The following is a 23,614-nucleotide window of genomic DNA, read 5'->3' as shown; positions in this document are numbered from 1 at the left end:
CGACGATCCGCTCGTCGACCCTTCGCACACGATCGAGGAGTTCCATGGACATCGCCGGCTCCGCCGCGCTCGTCACCGGCGCCGCATCCGGCCTGGGTGCCGCCACCGCCGCCGCTCTCGCCGCCCGGGGCGCCACCGTCTACGGCCTGGACCTGGACAAGGCCGTCGTCGCGGCGGGCCCGCGCCCCGACGGCGTCACCCTGCTCGCGGCCGACGTCACCGAGGAGGAGCCGGTCCGCGAAGCCCTCGCTCGGATCGAGGCGGACGGCGCCGCGCTGCGCCTCGCCGTCAACTGCGCCGGGATCGCCCCCTCGGCCCGCGTCCTGGGCCGCGGGGGACCGCATGACCTCGACCTCTTCCGCACGGTCCTGAACGTCAATCTGCTCGGTACGTTCAACGTGATGCGCCTGGCCGCCGAGGCCATCGCACGTCAGGAACCGGACGAGCACGGCCAGCGTGGCCTGGTGGTCAACACCGCCTCGATCGCCGCCTTCGAGGGCCAGGTCGGCCAGATCGCCTACGCCGCCTCCAAGGCGGGCGTCGCCGGCATGACCGTCACCGCCGCCCGCGACCTCGCGCAGTACGGCATCCGGGTCGTCACCATCGCCCCCGGCATCGTCGACACCCCGATGATGGCCGGATTCAGCGAGGAGATCCGGGCCGGACTCGCCGCGAGCGTCACCTTCCCGCAGCGCCTTGCCCGCCCCGAGGAGTACGCCCGGCTCGTCACCATGATCGCCGAGCACGACTACCTCAACGGCGAGACGATCCGGATGGACGGCGCCCTGCGCATGGCCGCCCGCTGACCTCGCCGATGGCCGGGTCTCGGGCCCTGCCCATGGCGGGGCGTCGACCTGGCCCGTGGCACCAAGTGCCGCCGTGCGAGGGGTCCGAGTGTTAGGTTCGGGGCATGAGCACCCACCCTGCCAAGCCCTCGATGCGTGACTCCCTCGTCGCGGCGGCCTTCCAGCTCTTCCTGGAACGCGGCTACGAGCAGACGACGGTCGACGACATCGTGAAGACCGCGGGGGTCGGCCGGCGCTCCTTCTTCCGGTACTTCCCGTCGAAGGAGGACGTGGTCTTCCCCGACCACGAGCAGTGCCTCGCCGACATGACCGAGTTCCTCGCCGCGAGCGCGGACACCGACGACCCGCTGGCGCGGGTCTGCGACGCCGCCCGGCTCGTGATGCGGATGTACGCCGAGAACCCCACGTTCTCCGTGCAGCGCTACCGCCTCACCCGCGAGGTCGCGGGCCTCCGGACGTACGAGCTCTCGGTCGTCTGGCGGTACGAGAAGACGCTCGGGGACTATCTGCGCAGCCGCTTCGCCGACCGCCGCGACGGGACCCTGCGCGCCAACGTGGTCGCCGCCGCGGTGGTCGCCGCGCACAACCACGCGCTGCGGCACTGGCTCCGCTCGGGCGGCGAGGGGGACCCGCTGGCCGAGGTGGACCGGGCCCTGGAGTTCGTCCGGGACACCTGGCGCCCGGACGGCGCCGCCTCCGAGACGCCGGCCGAGGAGGCCGAGGACGTCGTCGTGGTGATCACCAAGCGCTCCACCCCCATGTGGCGCGTGGTGCGCGAGGTGGAATCGAGCCTCGGAGAGGGCTGAACGGCACACCACCGCGAGACCTAGGGATCTCAGTGTCTTGAATTGAGGGAACTCAGGTCTTTATTTGATGGCACTCAGTGCCATATCTTTGCTCCATGCACGGTCGAGTCGCCGAGTGCAAGGAGAAGGCATCGTGTTCCACACGGGACTGAGGAACGCAAGCGCCGTCCGGACCGAGGAATCGGCCACCGGCGCCGAGCTCTACTTCCAGCGCTGCCGCTGGTGCCACACCACGACATTCCAGCGCCTGCTCTGTCCGACCTGCGGGTCGACGGACCTCGCGCCCGAGCGCAGCGACGGAGAGGGCGTGATCTCCGTACGCCGCGGGGTCACCGCCGCCGACGCCGACCTGTGGCCGGTCCACATGACCGAGGGCTTCGTCGTCCGCTGCCGGGTCGACGGACCGCTGCACGCGGTGCGCCCCGGAGTCCGGGTCAAGCTCGCCTCCGGGGTCTCGGCGTCCGGCTGCCAGCCGGTCGTCCGCCTCTGCGAGGAGGTTCCCCTCGACGGCTGGATCTGAGCCGCGCACGCGGAGACGAAAGATCGGGCGGTGGCACAGAGTGCCACCGCCCGATCTTTCTCTTGCGGGACGAGCGCCTACCGCGCGCCGATCTCGTCCGTCAGCTGCGGCAGTACGGCGAACAGGTCGCCGACCACGCCGTAGTCGACCAGGTCGAAGATCGGGGCCTCCGGGTCCTTGTTGACGGCCACGATCGTCTTCGAGGTCTGCATACCGGCCCGGTGCTGGATCGCACCGGAGATGCCCGCCGCGATGTACAGCTGCGGCGAGACCTGCTTGCCCGTCTGGCCGACCTGGTTGGAGTGCGGGTACCAGCCGGCGTCGACCGCGGCGCGCGAGGCGCCGACCGCCGCGCCGAGCGAGTCGGCGAGCTTCTCGACGACCTCGAAGCCCTCGGCCGCGCCGACGCCACGGCCGCCGGAGACGACGATCGCGGACTCGGTCAGCTCCGGGCGGCCGGTGGAGACGCGCGGGGTGCGCGAGACGACCTTGGCGGCGTTGCCGGTGAAGGCGACGGCCACGTTCTCGACCGTGCCGGCGGCCGGGAGGGCCTCCGGCGCGGCGGAGTTGGGCTTGACGGTGATGACCGGGACGCCGTGCGAGACGGTCGACTTCACCTGGTACGAGGCGGCGAAGACGGACTGCGTCGCGACGGGGCCGCTGTCGCCGGCCTCCAGCTCCACGGCGTCGGTGATGAGGCCGGAGCCGAGGCGCAGGGCGACGCGGGCGGCGACCTCTTTGCCCTCGCCGGAGGAGGTCACCAGGACGGCGGCGACGCCCTTGTCCTGGGCGATCTGGGTGAGCGCGTCGACCTTCGGCACGACGAGCTGCTCGGCGAACTCCGCGCCGTCCGCGACGTACACGGTGGCCGCGCCGTACTCGCCCGCGGTGGCGGCGATCGACGCCGCCGCCTCGCCCGCGCCGAGGACGACGGCCGAGGGCTCGCCGAGACGGCGGGCCAGGGTGAGCAGTTCGAGCGCCGGCTTGCGGACCGCACCGTCGGCGTGGTCCACGAGAACCAGGATCTCAGCCATGATTCATTGCTCCTGAAACGGTGAACGGTGAGCGGTCAGATGAACTTCTGCGAGGACAGGAACGCGGCCAGCTGCTTGCCGCCGTCGCCCTCGTCCGTGACGATCGTGCCCGCGGTACGGGGCGGGCGCGCGGTGACCTCGCCGACCTTGGTCCAGGACCCGGCCAGACCGACCTCGTCGGCGTCGATGCCGAGGTCGTCCAGGTCCAGCTCCTCGACCGGCTTCTTCTTGGCGGCCATGATCCCCTTGAAGGAGGGGTAACGCGCCTCGCCGGACTGGTCGGTGACCGAGACGACGGCCGGCAGCGGGGCCTCCAGGAGCTCGGTGGCGGCGTCGCCGTCACGGCGGCCCTTCACCAGCTCACCCTCGACCGAGACCTCGGACAGCAGCGTCACCTGGGGCAGGTTCAGCCGCTCGGCCAGCAGTGCCGGCAGCACGCCCATGGTGCCGTCGGTCGACGCCATGCCGCAGATGACCAGGTCGAAACCGGTCTTCTCCAGTGCCTTGGCGACGATCGCCGAGGTGCCGATGACGTCGCTGCCGTGGATGTCGTCGTCGTTGACGTGGACGGCCTTGTCGGCGCCCATGGACAGCGCCTTGCGCAGCGCGTCCTTGGCGTCGTCCGGGCCGACGGTGATGACGGTGACCTCGGCGTCGTCGGACTCCTCGGAGATGCGCAGCGCCTGCTCGACCGCGTACTCGTCGAGCTCCGAGAGGAGGCCGTCGACCTCGTCGCGGTCGACGGTCAGGTCGTCCGCGAAGCCGCGGTCGCCGGTCGCGTCGGGTACGTACTTCACACAGACAGCGATCCTCAGGGTCACGGCCTGGCTCCTTTCAAGTGGCGGACGGTTACGGGAGGTTGCGGGCCATGACGATGCGCTGGACCTGGTTGGTGCCCTCGTAGATCTGGGTGATCTTGGCGTCGCGCATCATGCGCTCGACGGGGTAGTCACGGGTGTAGCCATAGCCGCCGAGGAGCTGGACGGCGTCGGTGGTGACCTCCATGGCGACGTCGGAGGCGAAGCACTTGGCCGCGGCGCCGAAGAACGTCAGGTCGCTGTCGACGCGCTCGGACTTGGCGGCGGCGGCGTAGGTGAGCTGACGGGCGGCCTCGAGCTTCATCGCCATGTCGGCGAGCATGAACTGCACACCCTGGAAGTCGGCGATCGGCTTGCCGAACTGCTTGCGCTCCTGGACATAGCCCTTGGCGTAGTCGAGGGCGCCCTGGGCGATGCCGATGGCCTGCGCGGCGATCGTGATCCGGGTGTGGTCCAGGGTCTTCATCGCGGTGGCGAAACCGGTGCCCTCCGCGCCGATCATCCGGTCCGCGGGGATCCGTACGTTGTCGAGGTAGACCTCGCGGGTCGGGGAGCCCTTGATGCCGAGCTTCTTCTCCGGGGCGCCGAAGGACACGCCCTCGTCGCTCTTCTCGACGACGAACGCGGAGATGCCCTTGGAGCGCTTCTCCGGGTCGGTGACGGCCATCACCGTGTAGTACTCCGACACGCCCGCGTTGGTGATCCACCGCTTGACGCCGTTGAGGACCCAGAAGTCGCCGTCACGGACCGCGCGGGTCTTCATGCCGGCCGCGTCGGAACCGGCGTCCGGCTCCGAGAGGCAGTACGAGAACATCGCCTCGCCCCGCGCCAGCGGAGCGAGGTACTTCTTCTTCAGCTCCTCCGAGCCGGACAGGATCACCGGCAGCGAGCCCAGCTTGTTGACGGCCGGGATCAGCGAGGAGGAACCGCACGCGCGCGCGACCTCCTCGATCACGATCACGGTCGCCAGGGCGTCCGCCCCCGCACCCCCGTACGACTCCGGCACGTGCACGGCCTGCAGGTCGGCCGCCACCAGCGCGTCCAGCGCCTCCTGGGGGAACCGCGCCTCCTCGTCGACCGCCGCGGCGAACGGCGTGATCTTCGCCTCCGCCAGCGCACGCACCGTCTCCCGGAGCATGTCGTGCTCTTCCGACAGTCGATACAGGTCGAAGTCATTGCCCATGATCGTGAGCTCCCCTAGAACGCTTTTGGCACTGAGTACCCTCAGCAAAACACACTCAGTGCCATGATGCCAGTGCCGGGGGTGCTACCCGTTCCGGGGGGCCGTCCGGTCAGTGGTCCTGCCGGGCCCCGTACTCGAGCCGCCGCTCAGCCGCCTGGCCGGCGCTCCGGTCGGCGAGTGGAGCGCCGGAGCCGGTCAGGGTGAGGGGGACGCCGATGCTCTGGCACATCCGGCGCGCGCGGGCGACGGCGCTGAGCGTCGCGGGGGTCGTCTCGCCCGAGGGCAGCTCCAGGGTGACCCGCGCGGGCTGGTGGGCGTAGACGAGGGCTTCGATCTGCAGGGCCGCCGCCGCGCGGTTGGTGATGTCCAGGTGCTGGTTCAGCGTGACGTGCAGGGTGCCCTCCCGGGCGATGTGGCTGATCAGCATGTTCGGTCTCCCGTTCGGGCCAGGACAGCACCGCAGGGGCGGCTCGGGGATGAGCGGCGCCCGGACCCCCAGTGTCGCCGACGGGACGCGTGGAACTCCGACGGCGTGCGGGGACTCATCGGGGATCTTGCCGGCGCGCAGAAGTGCGGGGTCGGCCGTCGCGGGGAGAGGATGGGAGGCGTCGGGAGTTTCGGGAGCCGCAGGCGCGCCGGCAGCGGTCGGGCGCGGGACGTCCGGCCCCGGCGGCGGGTGGAAGGAGTACCGGATGCGCGCGGCCGAATCCTCCCCGGCCCCGTCCGGCCGGACGACGGCGGGCGATGCACTCCGCCCGGGGGGCCTGCTGGACGTCCTGAACGTCGCGGCCGTGGTCCTGGACGCGGACGGACGGATCATGCTCTGGAGCCCGCAGGCGGAGGAGCTGTTCGGCTACACCGCCGACGAGGCCCTCGGGCAGTTCGCGGGCCGGCTCATGGTCCACGAGCGGGACCTGGAGCGGGTGATCGCCCTTTTCGCCCGGGTCATGGCGGGCGAGGGCAGCTGGGCGGGCGTGTTCCCCGTGCGCCACAAGGACGGCGGCACCCGCCTCGTGGAGTTCCGGAACATGCGCCTCGAGGACGGCCGTAACGGCGTGTACGCCCTCGGCCTGGCGACCGACCAGGCGACGGTTCGGCAGACGGAACGCGACCTGGCACTCTCCACACGGCTGATCTCGCAGTCCCCGATCGGGCTCGCGGTGGTCGACACCGATCTGCGGTACGTGACGGTCAACCCGGCCCTGGAGGCCATCAACGGACTCCCGGCCGCCGAGCACGTGGGCCGCGGCGTCCGGGAGGCCCTGCCCTTCCTGGACGCCGAGGGCATCGAGTCCGCGATGCGCCAGGTCCTGGCCACCGGGATCCCGATCATCGACCGCGAGTTCGCCGGACACACCCCGGCCGACCCGGAGCATGAGCACGTCTGGTCGGCGTCGTTCTACCGCCTGGAGGCGCCCGACCGGAAGGTGCTCGGCGTCGCCACCTCGGTCGTGGACGTCACCGAGCGGCACCACGCCACCGCCGAGGCCGCGCGGGCCCGGCAGCGCCTGGCGGTCGTCGCCGACGCCTCCATCCGTATCGGGACCACGCTCGACCTCGACCAGACCGCCCGCGAGCTCGCCGACGTGTCGGTGCCGGAGCTGGCCGACGTGGCCGCCGTGGACGTCCTCGACAGCATCCTGCACGGCCGCGCGGCCACCTCGGGGGCGGACGAGGGCTCGGCCGTCTTCAGGGCGCTGGCCCTCGCCTCCGCGTACCCCACCGACGCGACCCGCGCGGCGGACCCGCCGGGGGAGATGGCGCGCTACGACGCCGACCGGCTCGTCACCCGGTGCGTGAAGACCGGCCGCCCGGTCCGTGTGCCGCACGTGACGGCCGACGACCTGATCCGGATCGCCCGCAGCCCCGAGGCCGCCGCCCAGCTGGCCGCCGCCGGCCTGCGCTCGTATCTCGCCGTGCCGCTGATCGCCCGCGGCGAGGTCCTCGGCGCCCTCGACCTCAAGCGCACCCGCAACCCGGAACCCTTCACCGCCGACGACGAGACCCTCGCCGGCGAACTCGCCGCGCGGGCCGCCGTCTGCATCGACAACGCCCGCTGGTACCAGCAGGCCCGCGACACCGGCCTCACCCTCCAGCGCAGCCTCCTGCCGCAGCGGCCGCCGAACCCACCCGGCCTGGAGATCGCCTACCGCTACCAGCCCGCCCAGGCGGCCGACGAGGTGGGCGGCGACTGGTTCGACGTCATCCCCCTGACGGGCGAGAAGACCGCCCTCGTCGTCGGTGACGTCATGGGCAGCGGCATCAGCGCCGCCGCCACGATGGGCCAGCTCCGTACCGCCACCCGCACGCTGGCCGAACTCGACCTCGACCCCGCCCAGGTGCTGCACCACCTCGACCGGATCGCCGACCGGATGGAGCAGACCATCACCACCTGCGTCCACGCCGTCTACGACCCCGAAGGCGCCACCTGCCTCATCTCCAGCGCCGGGCACCTGCCGCCGGTGGTGCTGCGTCCGGGGCGACCGCCCGAACTGCTCGACCTGCCCACGGGCGCGCCGCTCGGCGTCGGCGACGTCCCCTTCGCCACGACCACGGTCGCCCTGCACCCCGGAGACGCCCTGGTTCTCTACACCGACGGTCTGGTGGAGACGCGGGACCAGGCCATCGACGAGCGCCTGGAGGCGCTGGTCGCCCTGCTCGCCACGCCGCTGGACTCCCTGGAGGAGACCTGCGACATGCTCCTGCGCTCACTGCGGCACCCCGGGAACCACGACGACGTCGCGCTGCTCATCGCCCGGGTCGTCCGACCGGCGCGGTGATCCCTGGTGACCATGTGCTGAGCCGTGCGGATGCGCTGATCGGGGCGGTGGGTGCGTCGACTCAGCGGGAGTTCTCGTCCGAGGCGGCCGCGGCGCGGCGGTACTCGGCGTTGATGCGCTGGGCCTCTTCGAGCTGGTCCTCGAGGATGACGATGCGGCAGGCGGCCTCGATGGGGGTGCCCTGGTCGACGAGTTCCCGGGCGCGGGCCGCGATCCGCAGCTGATACCGGGAGTAGCGCCGGTGCCCGCCCTCGGAGCGCAGCGGCGTGATCAGCCGGGCCTCGCCGATGGCACGGAGGAAGCCGGGGGTGGTGCCGAGCATCTCGGCCGCCCGGCCCATCGTGTAGGCGGGGTAGTCGTCATCGTCGAGTCGGCCGCCGAGCGCATTATCCGCTGTCATCTGCACCTCTTCCTGGGGAACGCGTCGAGGGGCCTTGGTGCCGTACGGCACCAAGGCCCCGAAGGAAATTCAACACCATCTGTCGGCCCTAGTGCTGCGCCGACCTTCTGTTTCCGCCGTCACGCCCTGGAGAAGGGCGGGAGTGCGGGGATCGTGGATGCGTGACCGGGGACCACCTTCCAATCCGGGGTCTTGCGGTACCCGGGCCGAGTCTTCGCTGCCCGGGCGATCCTGATGGCGCTCGTTCCTCCGTTCTCGCTTGCTGACACCTTGTACTGAACCGCTTCCCGGCAGTTCGTCTCTGCCGGGCTCTTCCGATCTTGGGTACGAGAGAAACCGTAGCCCCATCGAGCCCCAATGTCTACTCCGGCGAAGGCAGATTTTCGGGTGTTCGACGGTGAGGAATCGGCTTCGAACGGTCGGAGGGGCAGACGTGAGGCCCCGGCGCCCCGGCGACCGGCGCGGCCCGAATAGAATCAGCGCTCATGTCGAAGCCTGACGAGTTGCTCGTTGACATCGCCGCCATGGTGGAGTCCGGGCAGAGCAACCAGATGTCCCTGACCGTGGTCACGGGTGGCGCCGTCATCACGGGTCGGCTGGCCCCCGAAGCGGTCTGGAGACAGCGCGTTTCGGAGGTCCTGAACGATTCGGAGCGACTGAACGAGTTCTCCGGGATCTTCGGTACCACGACGGGTACCACCACGGGGGAGGACGGGCCGCCCAGGCATCTGCACTTCCACGTCGCCCGGATCCTGCAGGGCACGGTGGGGATCCCCGAGACGGGTGGGATGTACCGCGTCTCCATCGATGATGTCACCGCGTGGACCGTGGGCGACTTCAGCTACTCCGACCACTGATCCGCCGTCCCTCTTGGTCCACCGATCCTGATCCAGTATGACGAGGCATGACGAGAGGGCCCGGCCTGCGTACGCAGGCCGGGCCCTCTCGTCAATGCTTGGTGCGGCGGGTCACACGGGCGCGGGCGCGCCCAGCAGCGCCGAGGCGCGTTCCATCGCGCTGACGTGCGCGCGCGTGTGCCCATGCGTCGGCACGGAGCCGGACGTGGTGGTGGCCGCGGTGGTGGCCGTGGACCCGGCGCCGGGGAAGGGGCGGCAGGTGAAGCCCAGGAGGGTCATGGCCCGGACGACCTCGCCGGCGCTGAAGTCACGGCGGTCCTGGCGGGTGATGACCTCACCCACTTGCTTGACGGGGTAGGAACGACGGCCGATGATCACGGACTCGCCGGTGATCGGCTCGGGCTTGATGCCCTTCATCGATTCCAGCACGTCGTTCTTGGTCAGGTCGAATGGGAAGCGGGCGATGACACAGCGCAATGCGGCCTCAAAGGGGGAGGGGGAACGGGTCCCGTGGTTCAGTGGGAGCGGCGGACGCCGGCGAGCTCGCGCAGGCGGATCCGGTCCGTGTACGTGGAGCCGTCACGGACGGCGGTCAGCTGAGCGCGGGTGACCAGGCCGGTGCGCCGCCCGTCGTCGTCGCGGACGACCAGATGCCCGGCGCGGGCGCCGGCCATGACGGAGAGCGCCACCTCGACGGTCATGTAGTCACCGACCTGCGGCCCGGACTCGTCGTGAGCGGTCGCGGGGCCGGACTGCGGAGAAACCAGTGTCACGAGGGCCTCCTGCGGAGAGTGCGAAGGGTGTGGGCGTCGTCGATCCGACGGCCCGTACTGACTGCCGTACTGACGGCCGTGTGGGCGGCCGTCGGAGCGACGACGGGGGTACGAAGGTCCTACGCCGCCGGGTCGTAGGAGGACCGCCGCTGGGCGGTCCGGTGGGCGGCCGCCCGGGAGGGGCGGTTGCGCCGCGGGCGGGTGGAGGCGCTGGGGCGGGAGCGCTCGACGACCGGCGCCGCGATGACCACGGGGACGCCGGAAGGGGCCTGCGCGCCGGTGATGCGCCGCAGTTCGGTCCCACCGGAGCGGACCTCGGTGATCTGCGGACGGATCCCCGCGTCCGACATCAGACGCACCATGCTGCGGCGCTGGTTCGGCGTGACGAGCGTGACGACGCTGCCCGACTCGCCGGCGCGGGCGGTGCGTCCGCCGCGGTGCAGGTAGTCCTTGTGGTCGGTCGGCGGGTCGACGTTGACGACGAGGTCGAGGTTGTCGACGTGGATGCCGCGCGCGGCGACGTTGGTCGCGACGAGCACGGTGACGTGCCCGGTCTTGAACTGCGCCAGGGTCCGGGTGCGCTGCGGCTGCGACTTGCCACCGTGCAGCGACGCCGCCCGTACGCCGTTGGCCAGCAGATCCTTGGTCAGCCGGTCGACGGCGTGCTTGGTGTCGAGGAACATGATCACGCGCCCGTCGCGGGCGGCGATCTCCGTCGTGGTGGCCTCCTTGTCGGAGCCGTGGACGTGGAGGACGTGGTGCTCCATCGTCGTGACGGCGCCGGCGGAGGGGTCGACCGAGTGCACGACCGGGTCGCTCAGGTAGCGGCGTACCAGCAGGTCGACATTGCGGTCCAGGGTGGCGGAGAACAGCATCCGCTGACCGCCGGGACGGACCAGGTCGAGCAGCGCCGTGACCTGCGGCATGAACCCCATGTCGGCCATCTGGTCGGCCTCGTCGAGGACGGTGACGTCCACCGCGTCGAGCCGGCAGTCGCCGCGCTCGATGAGGTCCGCCAGCCGGCCGGGCGTGGCGACGACGACCTCGGCGCCGCCGCGCAGGGCGTGCGCCTGGCGGCCGATCGACATCCCGCCGACGACCGTGGCCAGCCGCAGCTTGACGGAGCGGGCGTACGGAGCGAGCGCGTCGGTCACCTGCTGGGCCAGTTCCCGGGTCGGGACGAGGACCAGCGCGAGCGGCTGCCGGGGCTCGGCGCGCCGGCCGGCGGTGCGGGCCAGCAGGGCAAGCCCGAAGGCCAGCGTCTTTCCGGAGCCGGTGCGGCCGCGTCCGAGGACGTCGCGTCCCGCGAGCGTGTTCGGCAGGGTCGCGCCCTGGATCGGGAACGGTACGGAGACGCCCTGTGCGCTGAGCGCGGCGAGCAGCGGCGCGGGCATGTCGAGATCGGCGAAAGCCTCGACGGCGGGCAGCGCGGGGGTGATCGTCCTGGGGAGAGCGAACTCACCCTGTACGGGGGCCGGCCTGCGGCCGTACGAGCCCCTGGAGCTGCGGGAGAAGCGGTCGTTCGTGCGTGTGCGGTTCATGTGGAACCTTCCTTGATGCGGCACGTATCAGGGAATTTCCGCAACATGTGACGAGCACGGAGAATCGCAGAACGAGCCAACCTCGAGAATGAAAAGGAAAGGGGGAATCGCCGGTATGAATCGCCGGCATGAATGGAGCGAGCGATCCCGGAACGGCAAGCGCTCCCGGAACGGCAACGAGCTGGGGCCCGCACCCCAAGGTGCGGGCCCCAGCTCGTACTACGCGTCAGCGTCAGGCGGGAACGATGTTCTCCGCCGTCGGGCCCTTCTGGCCCTGCGCGATGTCGAAGTTCACCTTCTGGCCTTCCTGGAGCTCACGGAAGCCCTGGGCGGCGATGTTCGAGTAGTGGGCGAAGACGTCGGGGCCGCCACCGTCCTGCTCGATGAAGCCGAAGCCCTTTTCAGCGTTGAACCACTTCACGGTGCCAGTCGTCATGTCAGATCTCCTTAGGGGCAGTGCCCGGAGCCCACACTGTGCGGACTCCGCGTCGCCGCGATGATTGCCCCGCCCGGAAAAATGACCGGAAATACAGAAGCGCTGCCGACGGTACGAAGTACCGATGGGCGCTTGGAGTTTTGGGAACCACAACTGCAACTGAGATCGACAGTAGCACGGCGCGATCGGTCATGTGCGGTGAAGAATTCCACACACCGTGTTTGTGCCAGATACCCTCACCGCGCCTTGCTCTGATTTCTCACTTCGCGGTCACAGATATTCCGGGGCGGCCGTCTCCGCAGGCCGTCCGGCGTAGGGGATGCGTCAAGAGGACGCCGCGGACCGTATGGGAGGCGTCAACGAACGCGGTGGCCCGGCGGGGGAACGGTTTGCTCATCTCGTCAGAGAATCCGTTCTTCACTCAGGAGCTCACGATGGCCGACGCGGCCTTCGTCGTCACCACGGTCGCGGTCTTCGCGCTGGTGGCCTTCATCGCCAAGGGGGTGGCCAAGCTGTGACCGCCGAAAACGTCGTCGGCCTGCTCGTGGCCGCCGCCCTGCTGGGCTATCTCGTCCTCGCCCTCGTCAAGCCGGAGAGGTTCTGAGCCCGGCCATGAGTCCCGTTCTCGCTGGGGTTCTCCAGCTTCTGGCGCTCATCGGCGCCCTCGGCCTGTCGTACCGGCCGCTGGGTGACCACATGGCGCGGGTCTACTCCTCCGAGCGGCATCTGCGGCCCGAGAAGTGGATCTACCAGGCGATCGGCGCCGACCCGGACACGGAGATGCGCCGGCCCGCCTACCTGCGCGGCGTCCTCGCCTTCTCCGCCGTGAGCGTGCTCTTCCTCTACCTGCTCCAGCGGCTGCAGGGCTCCCTGCCCGGATCGCTCGGCTTCGCCTCGATCGACCCGGACCAGGCGTTCAACACGGCCGCCTCGTTCGTCGCGAACACCAACTGGCAGTCGTACGCCGGTGAGCAGGCGATGGGCCATGTGGTGCAGACCGGCGGCCTGGCGGTGCAGAACTTCGTCTCGGCGGCGGTGGGCATCGCGGTCGCGGTCGCCCTCGTGCGCGGTTTCGCGCGCTCGAACACCGGTGAGCTGGGCAACTTCTGGGCCGACCTGGTCCGCGGTGTCGTACGCGTCCTGCTGCCCCTCTCCGTGATCGGCGCGCTCGTCCTCGTGGCGTGCGGCGCGATCCAGAACTTCGCGGGCATCCACGAAGTGGGCCGGTTCGCGGGCGGGTCGCAGCAGTGGAACGGCGGCGCGGTCGCCTCGCAGGAGGTCATCAAGGAGCTGGGCACCAACGGCGGCGGTTACTTCAACGCCAACTCCGCCCACCCCTTCGAGAACCCCAACGGGCTCTCGAACCTCTTCGAGATCTACCTGATCCTGCTCATCCCCTTCGCGCTGACCCGCACCTTCGGTCGCATGGTCGGCTCGCTCAGGCAGGGTTACGCGATCCTGGCGACGATGGTCACCATCTGGCTCGTGTTCACGGGTCTGATGATGTGGACCGAGTTCGCGGGCAAGGGCCCGGCCTTCGACATCGCCGGCGGCGCCATGGAGGGCAAGGAGACCCGGTTCGGCATCGGCGGCTCGTCGATCTTCGCCGTGGCCACCACCCTCACCTCCACCGGCGCGGTCAACTCCTTCCACTCCTCCTACACCGGCTTCGGCGGCGGCATCGCCATGCTGGGCATGCAGCTCGGCGAGATCGCGCCCGGCGGGGTCGGCTCCGGCCTCTACGGCATGCTGGTCATGGCGATCGTCGCGGTGTTCCTCGCGGGTCTGATGGTCGGCCGGACGCCCGAGTACCTGGGCAAGAAGATCGGCACCCGGGAGATCACGTACGCCGCCTGCTTCATCCTGGTCACGCCGGCGCTGGTGCTCTCCTTCACGGCCGCGGCGATGGCCCTGCCGACGCCCGCGCACTCGATGACGAACTCCGGTGCGCACGGGTTCTCCGAGATCCTCTACGCGTACACCTCCGGCGCGAACAACAACGGTTCCGCCTTCGCCGGCCTCAATGCCGACACCCAGTGGTTCAACACGACGATCGGCATCGCGATGCTGCTCGGCCGGTTCCTGCCCATGGTGTTCGTCCTCGCGCTGGCCGGCTCGCTCGCCGAGCAGAAGCCCGTCCCCGAGACCGCGGGCACTCTGCGGACCGAGAAGCCGCTGTTCACCGGCCTTCTCGTCGGCACCATCATGATCATCACCGGTCTGACGTACTTCCCGGCCCTCGCCCTGGGCCCGCTCGCCGAAGGGCTCGCGGCATGACCATCAACGTGAAGACGACCGACGTGGAGAAGACGGACGCACAGAAGACCGACGTGGAGAAGCACGAGGACACGATGGCCGGGGGGCGGCCGCCGGCCGGCCGGGTCGGCGGGGGCCTGTTCGACCCGAAGCAGGTGGCCGCGTCCTTCCCGGACGCGATGCGCAAGCTCGACCCCCGCGTGATGGTCAAGTCGCCCGTGATGTTCGTGGTGTTTGTCGGCTCGGTGGTCACCACCGTGCTGGCGGTCGCGAACCCGGGGGACTGGTTCGGCTGGGCGATCACCGCCTGGCTGTGGCTGACCACGATCTTCGCCAACCTGGCGGAGGCGGTGGCCGAGGGCCGTGGCAAGGCGCAGGCGGACACGCTCCGCAAGGCCAAGACCGACACCGTCGCCCGCCGCCTCGCCGCGACGGGCGAGGAGAAGGTCCCCGGCACCGAGCTGCGCATCGGTGATCTGGTGGTCTGCGAGGCCGGCGACATCATCCCCGGCGACGGGGACGTCGTCGAGGGTGTGGCGTCCGTCGACGAGTCCGCGATCACCGGCGAGTCGGCCCCCGTCATCCGCGAGTCCGGCGGCGACCGCTCGGCCGTGACCGGCGGTACGAAGGTGCTGTCCGACCGGATCGTCGTCAAGATCACGACCAAGCCGGGGGAGACCTTCATCGACCGGATGATCAGCCTGGTCGAGGGCGCGGCCCGGCAGAAGACCCCCAACGAGATCGCCCTCAACATCCTCCTGGCGGCCCTCACCATCGTCTTCCTGCTGGCCGTGGTCACCCTGCAGCCCTTCGCGATCTACGCGGGTGCCGAGCAGTCGCTGATCGTCCTCACGGCTCTGCTGGTCTGCCTGATCCCGACCACGATCGGCGCGCTGCTCTCGGCGATCGGCATCGCGGGCATGGACCGGCTGGTTCAGCGCAACGTCCTCGCCATGTCCGGCCGGGCCGTCGAGGCCGCCGGCGACGTCTCCACACTGCTCCTGGACAAGACCGGCACCATCACGCTCGGCAACCGCCGGGCCGCCGCGTTCGTCCCCGTGCGCGGGACGACGGAGGCGGAGGTCGCCGACGCCGCCCAGCTCTCCTCCCTCGCGGACGAGACACCGGAGGGCCGCTCCATCGTGGTCCTGGCGAAGAACACGTACGGCCTGCGCGAACGTCACCAGGGCGAGATCGCCCACGCCGAGTGGATCCCCTTCACCGCCCAGACCCGTATGTCGGGTGTGGACGTCGACGGCCGCAAGGTCCGCAAGGGCGCGGCCGGTTCGGTCATCACCTGGGTCGAGGAGCAGGGCGGCACCGTCGCCGCCGACACCCGGACACTCACCGACACGATCTCCCAGGCCGGCGGCACGCCGCTGCTGGTGGCCGTGGAGGACGACAGGGGCGCGCGGGTGCTCGGGGTCGTCCACCTGAAGGACGTCGTCAAGGAGGGCATGCGGGAGCGGTTCGACGAGCTGCGCCGTATGGGTATCAAGACGATCATGATCACGGGTGACAACCCGCTGACCGCGAAGGCCATCGCCGAGGAGGCGGGCGTCGACGACTTCCTCGCCGAGGCCACCCCCGAGGACAAGATGGCCCTCATCAAGCGCGAGCAGGCCGGCGGCAAGCTCGTCGCGATGACGGGTGACGGTACGAACGACGCCCCGGCGCTCGCCCAGGCGGACGTCGGCGTGGCGATGAACACGGGCACGTCGGCCGCGAAGGAGGCCGGCAACATGGTCGACCTCGACTCCGACCCGACCAAGCTCATCGAAATCGTCGAGATCGGCAAGCAACTCCTCATCACCCGGGGAGCGTTGACGACATTCTCGATCGCCAACGACGTGGCGAAGTACTTCGCGATCATCCCGGCGATGTTCGCGGTGGCCTACCCGTCGCTGGACAGGCTCAACATCATGGGCCTCGCCTCCCCGGAGTCGGCGATCCTGTCGGCCGTCGTCTTCAACGCGCTGATCATCGTGGCTCTGGTCCCGCTGGCGCTGAAGGGCGTGCGCTACCGCCCGTCCAGCGCGGACTCGATGCTCCGCCGGAACCTCGGCGTCTACGGTCTGGGCGGCCTGATCGCCCCGTTCGTCGGCATCAAACTCATCGACCTGCTCCTCTCCCTCATCCCCGGAATCGGCTGACCCACGATGAACAACTCAGCAGCGAACACCGGCCGTGTCCTGTGGGCGGGACTCCGGGCCCTCCTCGTCCTCACCGTCGTGTGCGGCGTGCTCTACCCGCTGGCCGTCACGGGCCTCGCCCAGGGCCTCTTCCCCCACAAGGCGAACGGCTCCGAGATCAAGGACGCGAGCGGCAGGACCGTCGGCTCGGAACTCATCGGCCAGCGCTACGACCTGCCGACGAAGGACGGCGACGCGACTCCGGCCCCGGACCTGCGCTGGTTCCAGCCCCGCCCCTCGAACGGCCTGGGCTCCAACACCCTCAACACGCGGTACGACCTGATCCTCTCCGGCGCGACGAACCGCTCCGCCGACAACGCCGACCTGATCCAGTGGGTCAAGGCCGCCAAGGCGGCGGTGATCAGGGACAACTCCACCGCCACCCACACGGTGAGACCGGAGGACGTCCCCGCCGACGCCGTCACCTCCTCCGGCTCGGGCCTGGACCCCCACATCTCCCCGGAGTACGCGACCCTCCAGATCCCCCGCGTCGCGGAACGCAACGGCCTCCCCGTCCCCCAGGTCGAACAGCTCGTCGCCGCCCACACCGACACCCGCCTCCTCGGCTTCATCGGCGAACCCCGCGTCAACGTCCTCCAGCTCAACCTCGCCCTGAAGGAACGCCTGCGTCAGAAGGGCGGCCGGAGTACGCCCATCGCGCCTGCCGGCTGAGGCCCATCGCGACGTCTGGCGGTGGGGGCACCGGCTTTTCGGTCATCTACGGGCGCGGGGTCGGCCATTCCGCGCCGGTACGGAGCCGGTCCGCGCACTGGGCGCGCCATGCTCTCGCGCGCCACCAGACGTGTGGTGATCAGCCGACGTGGTCACAAAGGAGCATCGTGATGGCACCCACTCCGCGACGCAACCGGCTCAGAGCCCTGGCGGTCGCCGCCGTCCTCGCCACGACCGGGACGCTTCTGGCGGCCTCCCCGCAGCCCGCGCAGGCGGCCCTGCCACCGCAGACGATCAAGGATCCCGTCCACTACTGGAACGACGTCCTGCTGAACGTGGTCCGGCGCGAGGGCGGCGGCCCCGGGCCGATGGCGCGCGCCGCGGCCATGATGAACGCGGCGATCTACGACGCCGAGAGCTCCTACCAGCTCAAGTGGAAGGGCCGGATCACCTCCGAGCCGTACATCCACGCCGAGAAGTACGCCGGCTGGCTCGAGGGACCGGACGAGGAGGAGCGGGTCGTCGGGCGCACGGCCTACAACATCCTGCTCAAGCTCTACGGCAAGAACCAGACGGCCTACCTCGACGCCCGCTTCCGGGAGCGGTTCGGCACCGAGCCGACCGAGTTCGACCTCCTCGACGCCACCGTCGTCGGCAAGATGGTGACCCAGATGATGGATGCCCGCAACGGCGACGGTTCGGACGACAACCGCGTCTATGCCGGCGATTCCGCGCCGGGGGCTTGGCGGCCGACGAGCTACCCGGACATGCAGGACCCGAGCTGCACCCAGGCGAGCCAGGCCGTCACGCCGTACTGGGGACTGGTCAAGCCCTTCGCCCTCACCTCCGGATCGCAGTTCCGGCCGCCGACCCCCGGGCTCTACGGCACGTACGAGAAGCTGCTCGCCGGCGACGTCTACAAGGCGCAGGTGGAGGCCGTCCGGGCGGCCGGCGCCGACAAGCCGACCGCGAAGACCCCGGTGATCAATCGCACTCCCGACCAGGAGGCCGCCGCCTGGTTCTGGGCCAACGACAACGACGGCACGTACAAGCCGCCCGGCCAGCTCCTCCAGGCCACCCGCGAGATCGCCACCACGCGCGGGCTGAACACGTACCAGAACGCGAAGCTGTTCGCCCTCGTGTCGATCGCGATGGCCGACGCCGGCATCGCTGTCCGCGACGTGAAGTTCTTGACGCCCATCGACCTGTGGCGCCCGGTCTCCGCCATCCGGGAAGGCGGGCTCGACCCGGAGTGGAAGCCCCTCCTGAAGAACCCCGCCGGGGTCAACGTCACCCCCTGCTTCCCCGCGTGGGCCTCCGGCCACGCCACGTTCGGAGCGGCCTGGGCGGGCATCATGACGCGGTACTTCGGCTCGGACGGCATCGCCTTCGACATGACCACCGACGAGCCGCGCTCGCCGGTCAAGTCCCGTCACTTCACGAGCTTCAGCGCCGCCGCCCGGGAGGACGCGTACAGCAGGATCTGGCTCGGCGTCCACTTCCCGTGGGACGCCGAGGACGGCCTCACCCTCGGCGACAAGATCGCCCACCACGTCTTCACCACCAAGCTGCGCACGCTCTGAGCGGGCGGGCACGTCCTGGCCCGATGCCGTCCCCTGGCGCACGGTGTGAACCCGCGCTCCCCCCGGGCCGGAGCGGACGCCCGGCAGCTCCACCTGGCGGCCTGGCGGGGGCACCGGCATCGGACGGACGCGGGTCAGTGGTCCGCGTCCGCCCGATGCCGTCCCAGGAGTTCGGCGAGCCGCGGCGCGTGACGGCGATGACGACGCGGTCCTCCGGGCGCAGGACGTAGCCGGGGTGGAGTTCCCACAGCAGTTGCCGGTGTTCGCCGTCGTGGTGTGAGGCGGTGACCGGCCGGAACTCGGCGGCCCTGCGGGTGGAGGCTCATGCCCCCTCCGCAGGGGCAGGGGCACGGGCCGGGAGCCGGGTGGAGGCGTCGAGCTCCGCGACGACGAGAGTGAAGGCGCCGCCGCCCGCGGCAATGAGCCCGTAGATCGCGAACATGGGCCGCTGCTCCTGCTTCCGTAGGGCGTCGTATTCGCCCTTGGTGACGGTGACCCGCGTGTGGCGCGGGCCGGAGGTGTCGACCGCGGTGCACCGGCCCCTCTGAGGACCTGTCCTAATCGGTGATCTCGACGGCTCCGTTGTCGGCGGGTGTCGTCGCCGGGGCGGGGGCCGGCACGGGCTTCTTCTGGGTGATGCCCTGGAGGAGCTGGGCCAGGTCCACTCCAGTGGTGGAGGAGAGGAGTTCCATGCCCTGGGCCACGTTGTCGGCGACCGTTCGGGACAGCCGGCTCGCCCCGTCGGTGGAGATGACCGTCATCTTGTCGATGGCGGAGAGCGGTTCGGACGCCTTGGCGACGACCTGGGGAAGGACCTCGACGAGCATCTGGAGGACGGCGGCGTCGCCGTACTGGGCGAACGCGTCGGCCTTCTTCCGCATGGCCTCGGCCTCGGCGGAGCCCCTGGCGGCGATGGCGGCGGCCTGGGCCTCGCCCTCGATGCGTACGGCGTCGGCGAGCGCCGCGCGGTGGGCCTTCTCGCCCTCACCGGTCAGGCGGGAGCGCTGGGCGTCGGCCTCGGCCTGCTTGACCAGGGCGATCCGGCGCGCCTCGGCCTCCTGTTCGGCCTGGTAGCGGGCGGCGTCGGCGGGCTTGCGGACCTGCGTGTCGAGCTGACGGTCGGTCAGTGCCGCCTGCCGTTCGGCGACCTTCTCCTGCTCGGCGAGGATCTGCTGCTGGCGGTCGGCTTCGGCGAGCGGCCCCGCGGCATTCGCCTGGGCGGCGGCCTCGTCGGTCTGGGCCTTGATCTCGGCCTGCTTCAGGTACAGGGTCCGCTGCGCGATGGCGATCTCCTCCTCCGCCTTGAGCCGGGCCTGTTCGGCGGCGCGGCGGGCGACGGCCTCGGCGATGTCGGCCTCCTGCTTGGCGCGGGCGGCCTCCGGGCGGCCGAGGTCCTCCAGATAGGAGCCCTCGGTGGTGATGTCCTGGATCTGGAACGCGTCCAGGACCAGGCCCTGACCGGAGAGGCTGGCCTCCGCCTCTTCCGCGACCTGACCGGCGAACGCGGCCCGGTCGCGAATGATGTCCTCGACCGACATCCGGCCCACGATGGAGCGCAGCGCGCCGGACAGCACTTCCTGGGTGAAGCCGACGATGCCGTCCTGCTGCATCAGGAACCGCTGGGCGGCGGCCCGGATCGAGTCCTCGGTGCCGCCGACCTTGACGATCGCGACGCCTTCCAGATTGGCCTTCACCCCGCGCAGGGTGACCGCGCCGCGCACGGCGACGGGGATGTGCCGGCTGGAGAGGTCGAGGGTGAACTTCTGCTGGACGAACGGCACGACGAACACGCCGCCGCCGACCACGACCTTCTGGCCGCTGTTGTCGGTGAACACGCGGCCGGTCTGCGGGTCGGTGGCCTGCTTGCCGCGCCGGCCGGTGATGATGAACGCCTCGCTGGGCCCGGCGACCTTGTAGCGGGTGATGACGACGAGTCCGAGCAGCACCAGAAGGACGACGATGCCCACCACGGCGGTGAGGACAGGGCTCATGAAGAAACCCCCTTCGATCAGAATGAATTCGATCAGAATGAAAAAGAACAGAATGAAAAGAACGGAACGCGGCGCCCGGTCAGCGCTCGACCGGGCGGACGGCGACGGATGTCGGTGAGAGCACGGACTCCACCCACACTTCGGTGCCTCGCGTGACGGGAGTCGCCGCTTTCGCCGCGTACTTCACCGGCTGGCCCGCGAGATACAGCAGCACCTCGCCGTACCCGCCCGCCGGGATCTCCGTCACCACCGAACCCGACGTACCGGTCAGATCCCGGCCACGCGGTGCGGGCGCGGCGCCGTCCCGGAGGAGGGCACGGCTGAACCGCCAGGTCACCCACCCCACGACGACCCCCGCAACCGCGCCCGCACCGGCGGCGCCCCCCGCCCCCGTACCCGTGGTCCCCAGGACGATCGCGCCCGTGAACCCGAGCGCCGACACGAACCCGGCGATCACCGGCAAGGAAAGAAACCCGTCGAGACCGCCACCGATCGAGTCGAGGACGCCTTCCAGCACCCCGTCGAAGACCAACGCCAGGACCAGAAGCACAAGACCCGCGATGCCGAGACCGAGAAACCAGCCCATGTACGCCACCCGCCCCCGCCTCGCCTCTCCCGTTGTCCAGGGATGGTTTCACGGAGCAGCACAGGTGTTCACTGCCGGAATCCGGCAATCTTTACGCCTTCTTAATGCCGTCCCCACACGGCCGGCGCCGTCGACAACGCGGCATGCCGTCCCCTCAGCAGAGGCGCGGGTAGGGTGGCGGCCGTTCTTGACGCGTCGGCTGACGCGTCGTCAGTACGTGAGGCATCAGTAGTGAGGCATCGCGCAACCGCCGGAAAGGAGGCCTCGGAACCGTGGTCACCGTCGCACAGCACCGTGCGCGCTCGTTCTTCTCGGCGCATCCCGCCCGGACCGTCGTCCTCGCCTTCGCCGGCGTCGTGGCGGTCGGCACGGTCCTGCTGACGCTGCCGCTCGCGGCCGAGGACGGCGGCGCCCCCAGCGTTCTGACCGCGCTGTTCACGTCGACATCCGCCGTCTGCGTGACAGGCCTCGCGGTCGTGGACACGGGCACGTACTGGAGCGGCTTCGGCGAAGGCGTCATCCTGGCCCTGATCCAGGTCGGCGGCTTCGGCATCATGACGATGGCCTCGCTTCTCGCCCTGCTGGTCTCGGGCCGGCTGCGGCTGCGCATGCAGCTGACGGCGCAGGCCGAGACGAAGAGCCTGGGCATCGGAGACGTACGCCGCGTCCTGCTCGGCGTCGCCGGCACCACGCTGATGGTCGAGCTGGCCGTGGGCGCCTTCCTGGCGCTGCGGTTCCGTTTCGCGTACGGAAACGGCATCGGCGAGGCCGTCTACCTCGGTTTCTTCCACGCCGTGTCCGCGTTCAACAACGCGGGCTTCGGCCTGCACGCGGACAATCTCACTCGCTATGCCCAGGACCCGTGGGTCACCCTGCCGATCGCCGTCGCCGTCATCCTGGGCGGCATCGGCTTCCCGGTCCTGCTGGAGATGCTGCGCCACCGCAACAGGGCCCGCACCACCGGCCGGAAGAACTGGACGCTGCACACCAAGCTCACCGTCCTCACCAGCGCCGTACTGCTGGTGCTCGGCACGGTGCTCACCGGCCTGCTCGAGTGGAGCAACCCGGCCACGCTCGGTGCGCATGACGTCTGGGGCAAGCTCCTCAACAGCTTCTTCCATTCGGCGATGAGCCGCACCGCGGGCTTCAACTCCCTTGACATCGGCGCCCTGCAGGCCTCCACCCTCCTGACGACGTGCGTGCTGATGTTCATCGGCGGCGGCAGCGCGGGAACCGCGGGTGGCATCAAGGTCACCACCTTCGCCGTCCTGGCCGCCGCGATCCTCGCCGAAGTGCGCGGCGAGCCGAACTCCGTCGTCCTCGGCCGGCGTCTCGCCCCGCACGTGCTGCGTCAGGCCCTGACGGTGGCGCTCCTCGGCGTGGGGATCGTCATGAGCGCCACTCTCGCCCTGCTCTCGGTGAGCAAGGCGCCGTTCGAGGCGGTGCTGTTCGAGGCCGTGTCCGCCTTCGCGACCGTGGGCCTGTCCACCGGCATCACCGCCGACCTGCCCGCCGTCGGACAACTCATCCTGGTCGCCCTGATGTTCGTCGGGCGCATCGGTCCCATCACGCTGGTCTCCGCGCTCGCGCTGCGCGAACGCACGCGACGGTACGAACTGCCCGAGGAGCGACCCGTCATTGGCTAACTACCTCCACAACCTGCGCAAGCGGCGCCGCCAACGGCCCGCCGAACCGCTCCGGCCCGCCGGTGACCAGCGCGTGGCCGTCATCGGTCTGGGGCGCTTCGGCAGCTCGCTGGCCAACGAGCTGATGCGCCGGGGCTGGGACGTCCTCGGCATCGACACCGACGCCCGACTGGTACAGAGGTACAGCGACAGCCTCACCCACGCCGCCGTCGCCGACTCCACCGACCCCGAAGTCCTGAACCAGCTCGGCGTCCACGAGTTCTCCAGCGCCGTCGTCGGCATCGGCAGCGACATCGAGGCGAGCATCCTCGTCAGCTCCAACCTCCTCGAAGCCGGCGTCCCCAACATCTGGGCCAAGGCCATCAGCCGTCAGCACGGCAAGATCCTCGAACGCCTCGGCGTGCACCACGTCGTGCTTCCCGAGCACGAGATGGGCGAGCGCGTCGCCCACCTCGTCACCGGCCGCATGCTCGACTTCATCGAGTTCGACGACGACTACGCCCTCGTCAAGACCGTCGCCCCCAGGGTCGCCACCGGACAGACTCTCGGCCAGTCCAGGGTGCGCAGCGCGTACGGCATCACCGTCGTCGGGATCAAGCGCCCCGGCGAGGACTTCACCTACGCCACCGCCGACACGGTCGTCGAGGAGGGCGACATCATCGTCGTCACCGGCAAGACCGGGGCGGTGGAAACCTTCACCGAGCTGCCCTGACGACGAGGATCGACCCAAGGGT

The 23,614-nt window shown here is 70.3% G+C and carries 24 protein-coding genes; 13 read left to right on the top strand and 11 right to left on the bottom strand.

What is annotated here, in order from left to right; all coding sequences use genetic code 11:
• Nucleotides 1-44: 44 nt before the first annotated feature.
• The 3 genes from ACF06X_RS09355 to ACF06X_RS09345 all read left to right on the top strand — a co-directional run bounded on the left by ACF06X_RS09355 (nucleotide 45) and on the right by ACF06X_RS09345 (nucleotide 2,132).
• Complete coding sequence (locus ACF06X_RS09355; protein WP_392286602.1) at nucleotides 45-806, top strand: SDR family NAD(P)-dependent oxidoreductase; 762 nt, start codon at nucleotides 45-47, stop codon at nucleotides 804-806.
• 131 nt (nucleotides 807-937) lie between these two features.
• Nucleotides 938-1,612, top strand: coding sequence for a TetR/AcrR family transcriptional regulator (locus ACF06X_RS09350; RefSeq protein ID WP_392286906.1), 675 nt, complete (start codon nucleotides 938-940; stop codon nucleotides 1,610-1,612).
• Nucleotides 1,613-1,745: 133 nt separating this feature from the next.
• Complete coding sequence (locus ACF06X_RS09345) at nucleotides 1,746-2,132, top strand: zinc ribbon domain-containing protein (protein ID WP_392286601.1); 387 nt, start codon at nucleotides 1,746-1,748, stop codon at nucleotides 2,130-2,132.
• 77 nt (nucleotides 2,133-2,209) lie between these two features.
• Here the strand turns inward: ACF06X_RS09345 and ACF06X_RS09340 are convergent, their stop codons facing one another.
• The 4 genes from ACF06X_RS09340 to ACF06X_RS09325 form a co-directional block, all read right to left on the bottom strand.
• Nucleotides 2,210-3,166, bottom strand: coding sequence for an electron transfer flavoprotein subunit alpha/FixB family protein (locus ACF06X_RS09340; protein ID WP_392286600.1), 957 nt, complete (start codon nucleotides 3,164-3,166; stop codon nucleotides 2,210-2,212).
• Nucleotides 3,167-3,201: 35 nt separating this feature from the next.
• Complete coding sequence (locus ACF06X_RS09335; protein ID WP_392286599.1) at nucleotides 3,202-3,987, bottom strand: electron transfer flavoprotein subunit beta/FixA family protein; 786 nt, start codon at nucleotides 3,985-3,987, stop codon at nucleotides 3,202-3,204.
• Nucleotides 3,988-4,015: 28 nt separating this feature from the next.
• Entirely contained in the window at nucleotides 4,016-5,167 is a 1,152-nt protein-coding gene (locus ACF06X_RS09330; protein WP_392286598.1) for an acyl-CoA dehydrogenase family protein, read from the bottom strand.
• 109 nt (nucleotides 5,168-5,276) lie between these two features.
• Nucleotides 5,277-5,594, bottom strand: coding sequence for a hypothetical protein (locus tag ACF06X_RS09325; RefSeq protein ID WP_392286597.1), 318 nt, complete (start codon nucleotides 5,592-5,594; stop codon nucleotides 5,277-5,279).
• 265 nt (nucleotides 5,595-5,859) lie between these two features.
• Here ACF06X_RS09325 and ACF06X_RS09320 point away from each other — a divergent pair, with 265 nt between their 5' ends.
• Complete coding sequence (locus ACF06X_RS09320) at nucleotides 5,860-7,947, top strand: SpoIIE family protein phosphatase (RefSeq protein ID WP_392286596.1); 2,088 nt, start codon at nucleotides 5,860-5,862, stop codon at nucleotides 7,945-7,947.
• Nucleotides 7,948-8,008: 61 nt separating this feature from the next.
• On the opposite strand, the gene ACF06X_RS09315 is transcribed toward ACF06X_RS09320, so the two are convergent.
• Nucleotides 8,009-8,347 carry a MerR family transcriptional regulator gene (locus ACF06X_RS09315; RefSeq protein ID WP_392286595.1) on the bottom strand — a complete coding sequence of 113 codons (339 nt, stop codon included), beginning with the start codon at nucleotides 8,345-8,347 and terminating at the stop codon, nucleotides 8,009-8,011.
• Between the two features lie 485 nt (nucleotides 8,348-8,832).
• On the opposite strand from ACF06X_RS09315, the gene ACF06X_RS09310 reads away from it, so the two are divergent.
• Nucleotides 8,833-9,204: a hypothetical protein gene (locus tag ACF06X_RS09310; RefSeq protein ID WP_392286594.1), complete on the top strand. Its 372-nt coding sequence runs from the start codon at nucleotides 8,833-8,835 to the stop codon at nucleotides 9,202-9,204.
• Between the two features lie 111 nt (nucleotides 9,205-9,315).
• Here ACF06X_RS09310 and ACF06X_RS09305 read toward each other — a convergent pair whose 3' ends face one another.
• From ACF06X_RS09305 to ACF06X_RS09290, 4 genes are all read right to left on the bottom strand, one after another.
• Entirely contained in the window at nucleotides 9,316-9,681 is a 366-nt protein-coding gene (locus ACF06X_RS09305) for an SCO5918 family protein (protein ID WP_392286593.1), read from the bottom strand.
• A 38-nt stretch (nucleotides 9,682-9,719) separates the two neighbouring features.
• Nucleotides 9,720-9,977, bottom strand: coding sequence for a CBS domain-containing protein (locus ACF06X_RS09300; RefSeq protein WP_392286592.1), 258 nt, complete (start codon nucleotides 9,975-9,977; stop codon nucleotides 9,720-9,722).
• A 119-nt stretch (nucleotides 9,978-10,096) separates the two neighbouring features.
• Nucleotides 10,097-11,518 (bottom strand): DEAD/DEAH box helicase, encoded by a 1,422-nt coding sequence (locus ACF06X_RS09295; protein WP_392286591.1) that lies wholly within the window; start codon nucleotides 11,516-11,518, stop codon nucleotides 10,097-10,099.
• Nucleotides 11,519-11,750: 232 nt separating this feature from the next.
• Complete coding sequence (locus tag ACF06X_RS09290) at nucleotides 11,751-11,954, bottom strand: cold-shock protein (RefSeq protein ID WP_158991800.1); 204 nt, start codon at nucleotides 11,952-11,954, stop codon at nucleotides 11,751-11,753.
• Between the two features lie 389 nt (nucleotides 11,955-12,343).
• Here ACF06X_RS09290 and ACF06X_RS09285 point away from each other — a divergent pair, with 389 nt between their 5' ends.
• The 6 genes from ACF06X_RS09285 (at nucleotide 12,344) to ACF06X_RS09260 (ending at nucleotide 18,657) form a co-directional block, all read left to right on the top strand.
• Nucleotides 12,344-12,472, top strand: a complete 129-nt coding sequence (locus ACF06X_RS09285) for a hypothetical protein (RefSeq protein WP_392286590.1) — start codon at nucleotides 12,344-12,346, stop codon at nucleotides 12,470-12,472.
• Nucleotides 12,469-12,558, top strand: a complete 90-nt coding sequence (gene kdpF / locus ACF06X_RS09280) for a K(+)-transporting ATPase subunit F (protein ID WP_290111396.1) — start codon at nucleotides 12,469-12,471, stop codon at nucleotides 12,556-12,558. Before ACF06X_RS09285 ends, kdpF begins: the two co-directional genes overlap by 4 nt.
• A gap of 8 nt (nucleotides 12,559-12,566) precedes the next feature.
• Nucleotides 12,567-14,231, top strand: a complete 1,665-nt coding sequence (kdpA, locus tag ACF06X_RS09275) for a potassium-transporting ATPase subunit KdpA (RefSeq protein ID WP_392286589.1) — start codon at nucleotides 12,567-12,569, stop codon at nucleotides 14,229-14,231.
• A 74-nt stretch (nucleotides 14,232-14,305) separates the two neighbouring features.
• Nucleotides 14,306-16,363, top strand: coding sequence for a potassium-transporting ATPase subunit KdpB (gene kdpB, locus ACF06X_RS09270; protein WP_392286905.1), 2,058 nt, complete (start codon nucleotides 14,306-14,308; stop codon nucleotides 16,361-16,363).
• Between the two features lie 6 nt (nucleotides 16,364-16,369).
• Nucleotides 16,370-17,074, top strand: a complete 705-nt coding sequence (locus ACF06X_RS09265; protein WP_392286588.1) for a potassium-transporting ATPase subunit C — start codon at nucleotides 16,370-16,372, stop codon at nucleotides 17,072-17,074.
• A gap of 170 nt (nucleotides 17,075-17,244) precedes the next feature.
• Nucleotides 17,245-18,657: a vanadium-dependent haloperoxidase gene (locus ACF06X_RS09260; protein WP_392286587.1), complete on the top strand. Its 1,413-nt coding sequence runs from the start codon at nucleotides 17,245-17,247 to the stop codon at nucleotides 18,655-18,657.
• A gap of 557 nt (nucleotides 18,658-19,214) precedes the next feature.
• On the opposite strand, the gene ACF06X_RS09255 is transcribed toward ACF06X_RS09260, so the two are convergent.
• The gene (locus tag ACF06X_RS09255) at nucleotides 19,215-20,648 is read right to left on the bottom strand and encodes a flotillin family protein (protein WP_392286586.1); all 1,434 of its coding nucleotides are present in this window, start codon (nucleotides 20,646-20,648) and stop codon (nucleotides 19,215-19,217) included.
• Nucleotides 20,649-20,727: 79 nt separating this feature from the next.
• Entirely contained in the window at nucleotides 20,728-21,234 is a 507-nt protein-coding gene (locus ACF06X_RS09250) for a hypothetical protein (RefSeq protein ID WP_392286585.1), read from the bottom strand.
• A gap of 272 nt (nucleotides 21,235-21,506) precedes the next feature.
• Here ACF06X_RS09250 and ACF06X_RS09245 point away from each other — a divergent pair, with 272 nt between their 5' ends.
• Together ACF06X_RS09245 and ACF06X_RS09240 are read left to right on the top strand one after the other, a co-directional pair.
• Nucleotides 21,507-22,880 (top strand): TrkH family potassium uptake protein, encoded by a 1,374-nt coding sequence (locus tag ACF06X_RS09245; protein WP_392286584.1) that lies wholly within the window; start codon nucleotides 21,507-21,509, stop codon nucleotides 22,878-22,880.
• Nucleotides 22,873-23,592 carry a potassium channel family protein gene (locus ACF06X_RS09240; RefSeq protein WP_392286583.1) on the top strand — a complete coding sequence of 240 codons (720 nt, stop codon included), beginning with the start codon at nucleotides 22,873-22,875 and terminating at the stop codon, nucleotides 23,590-23,592. Before ACF06X_RS09245 ends, ACF06X_RS09240 begins: the two co-directional genes overlap by 8 nt.
• Nucleotides 23,593-23,614 lie beyond the last annotated feature (22 nt).

The organism is Streptomyces sp. NPDC015346, from assembly GCF_043078785.1.
Lineage (GTDB): Bacteria > Actinomycetota > Actinomycetes > Streptomycetales > Streptomycetaceae > Streptomyces.
Note: the sequence above shows the minus strand (reverse complement) of the source record. Positions and strands in the feature narration are given on the sequence as shown.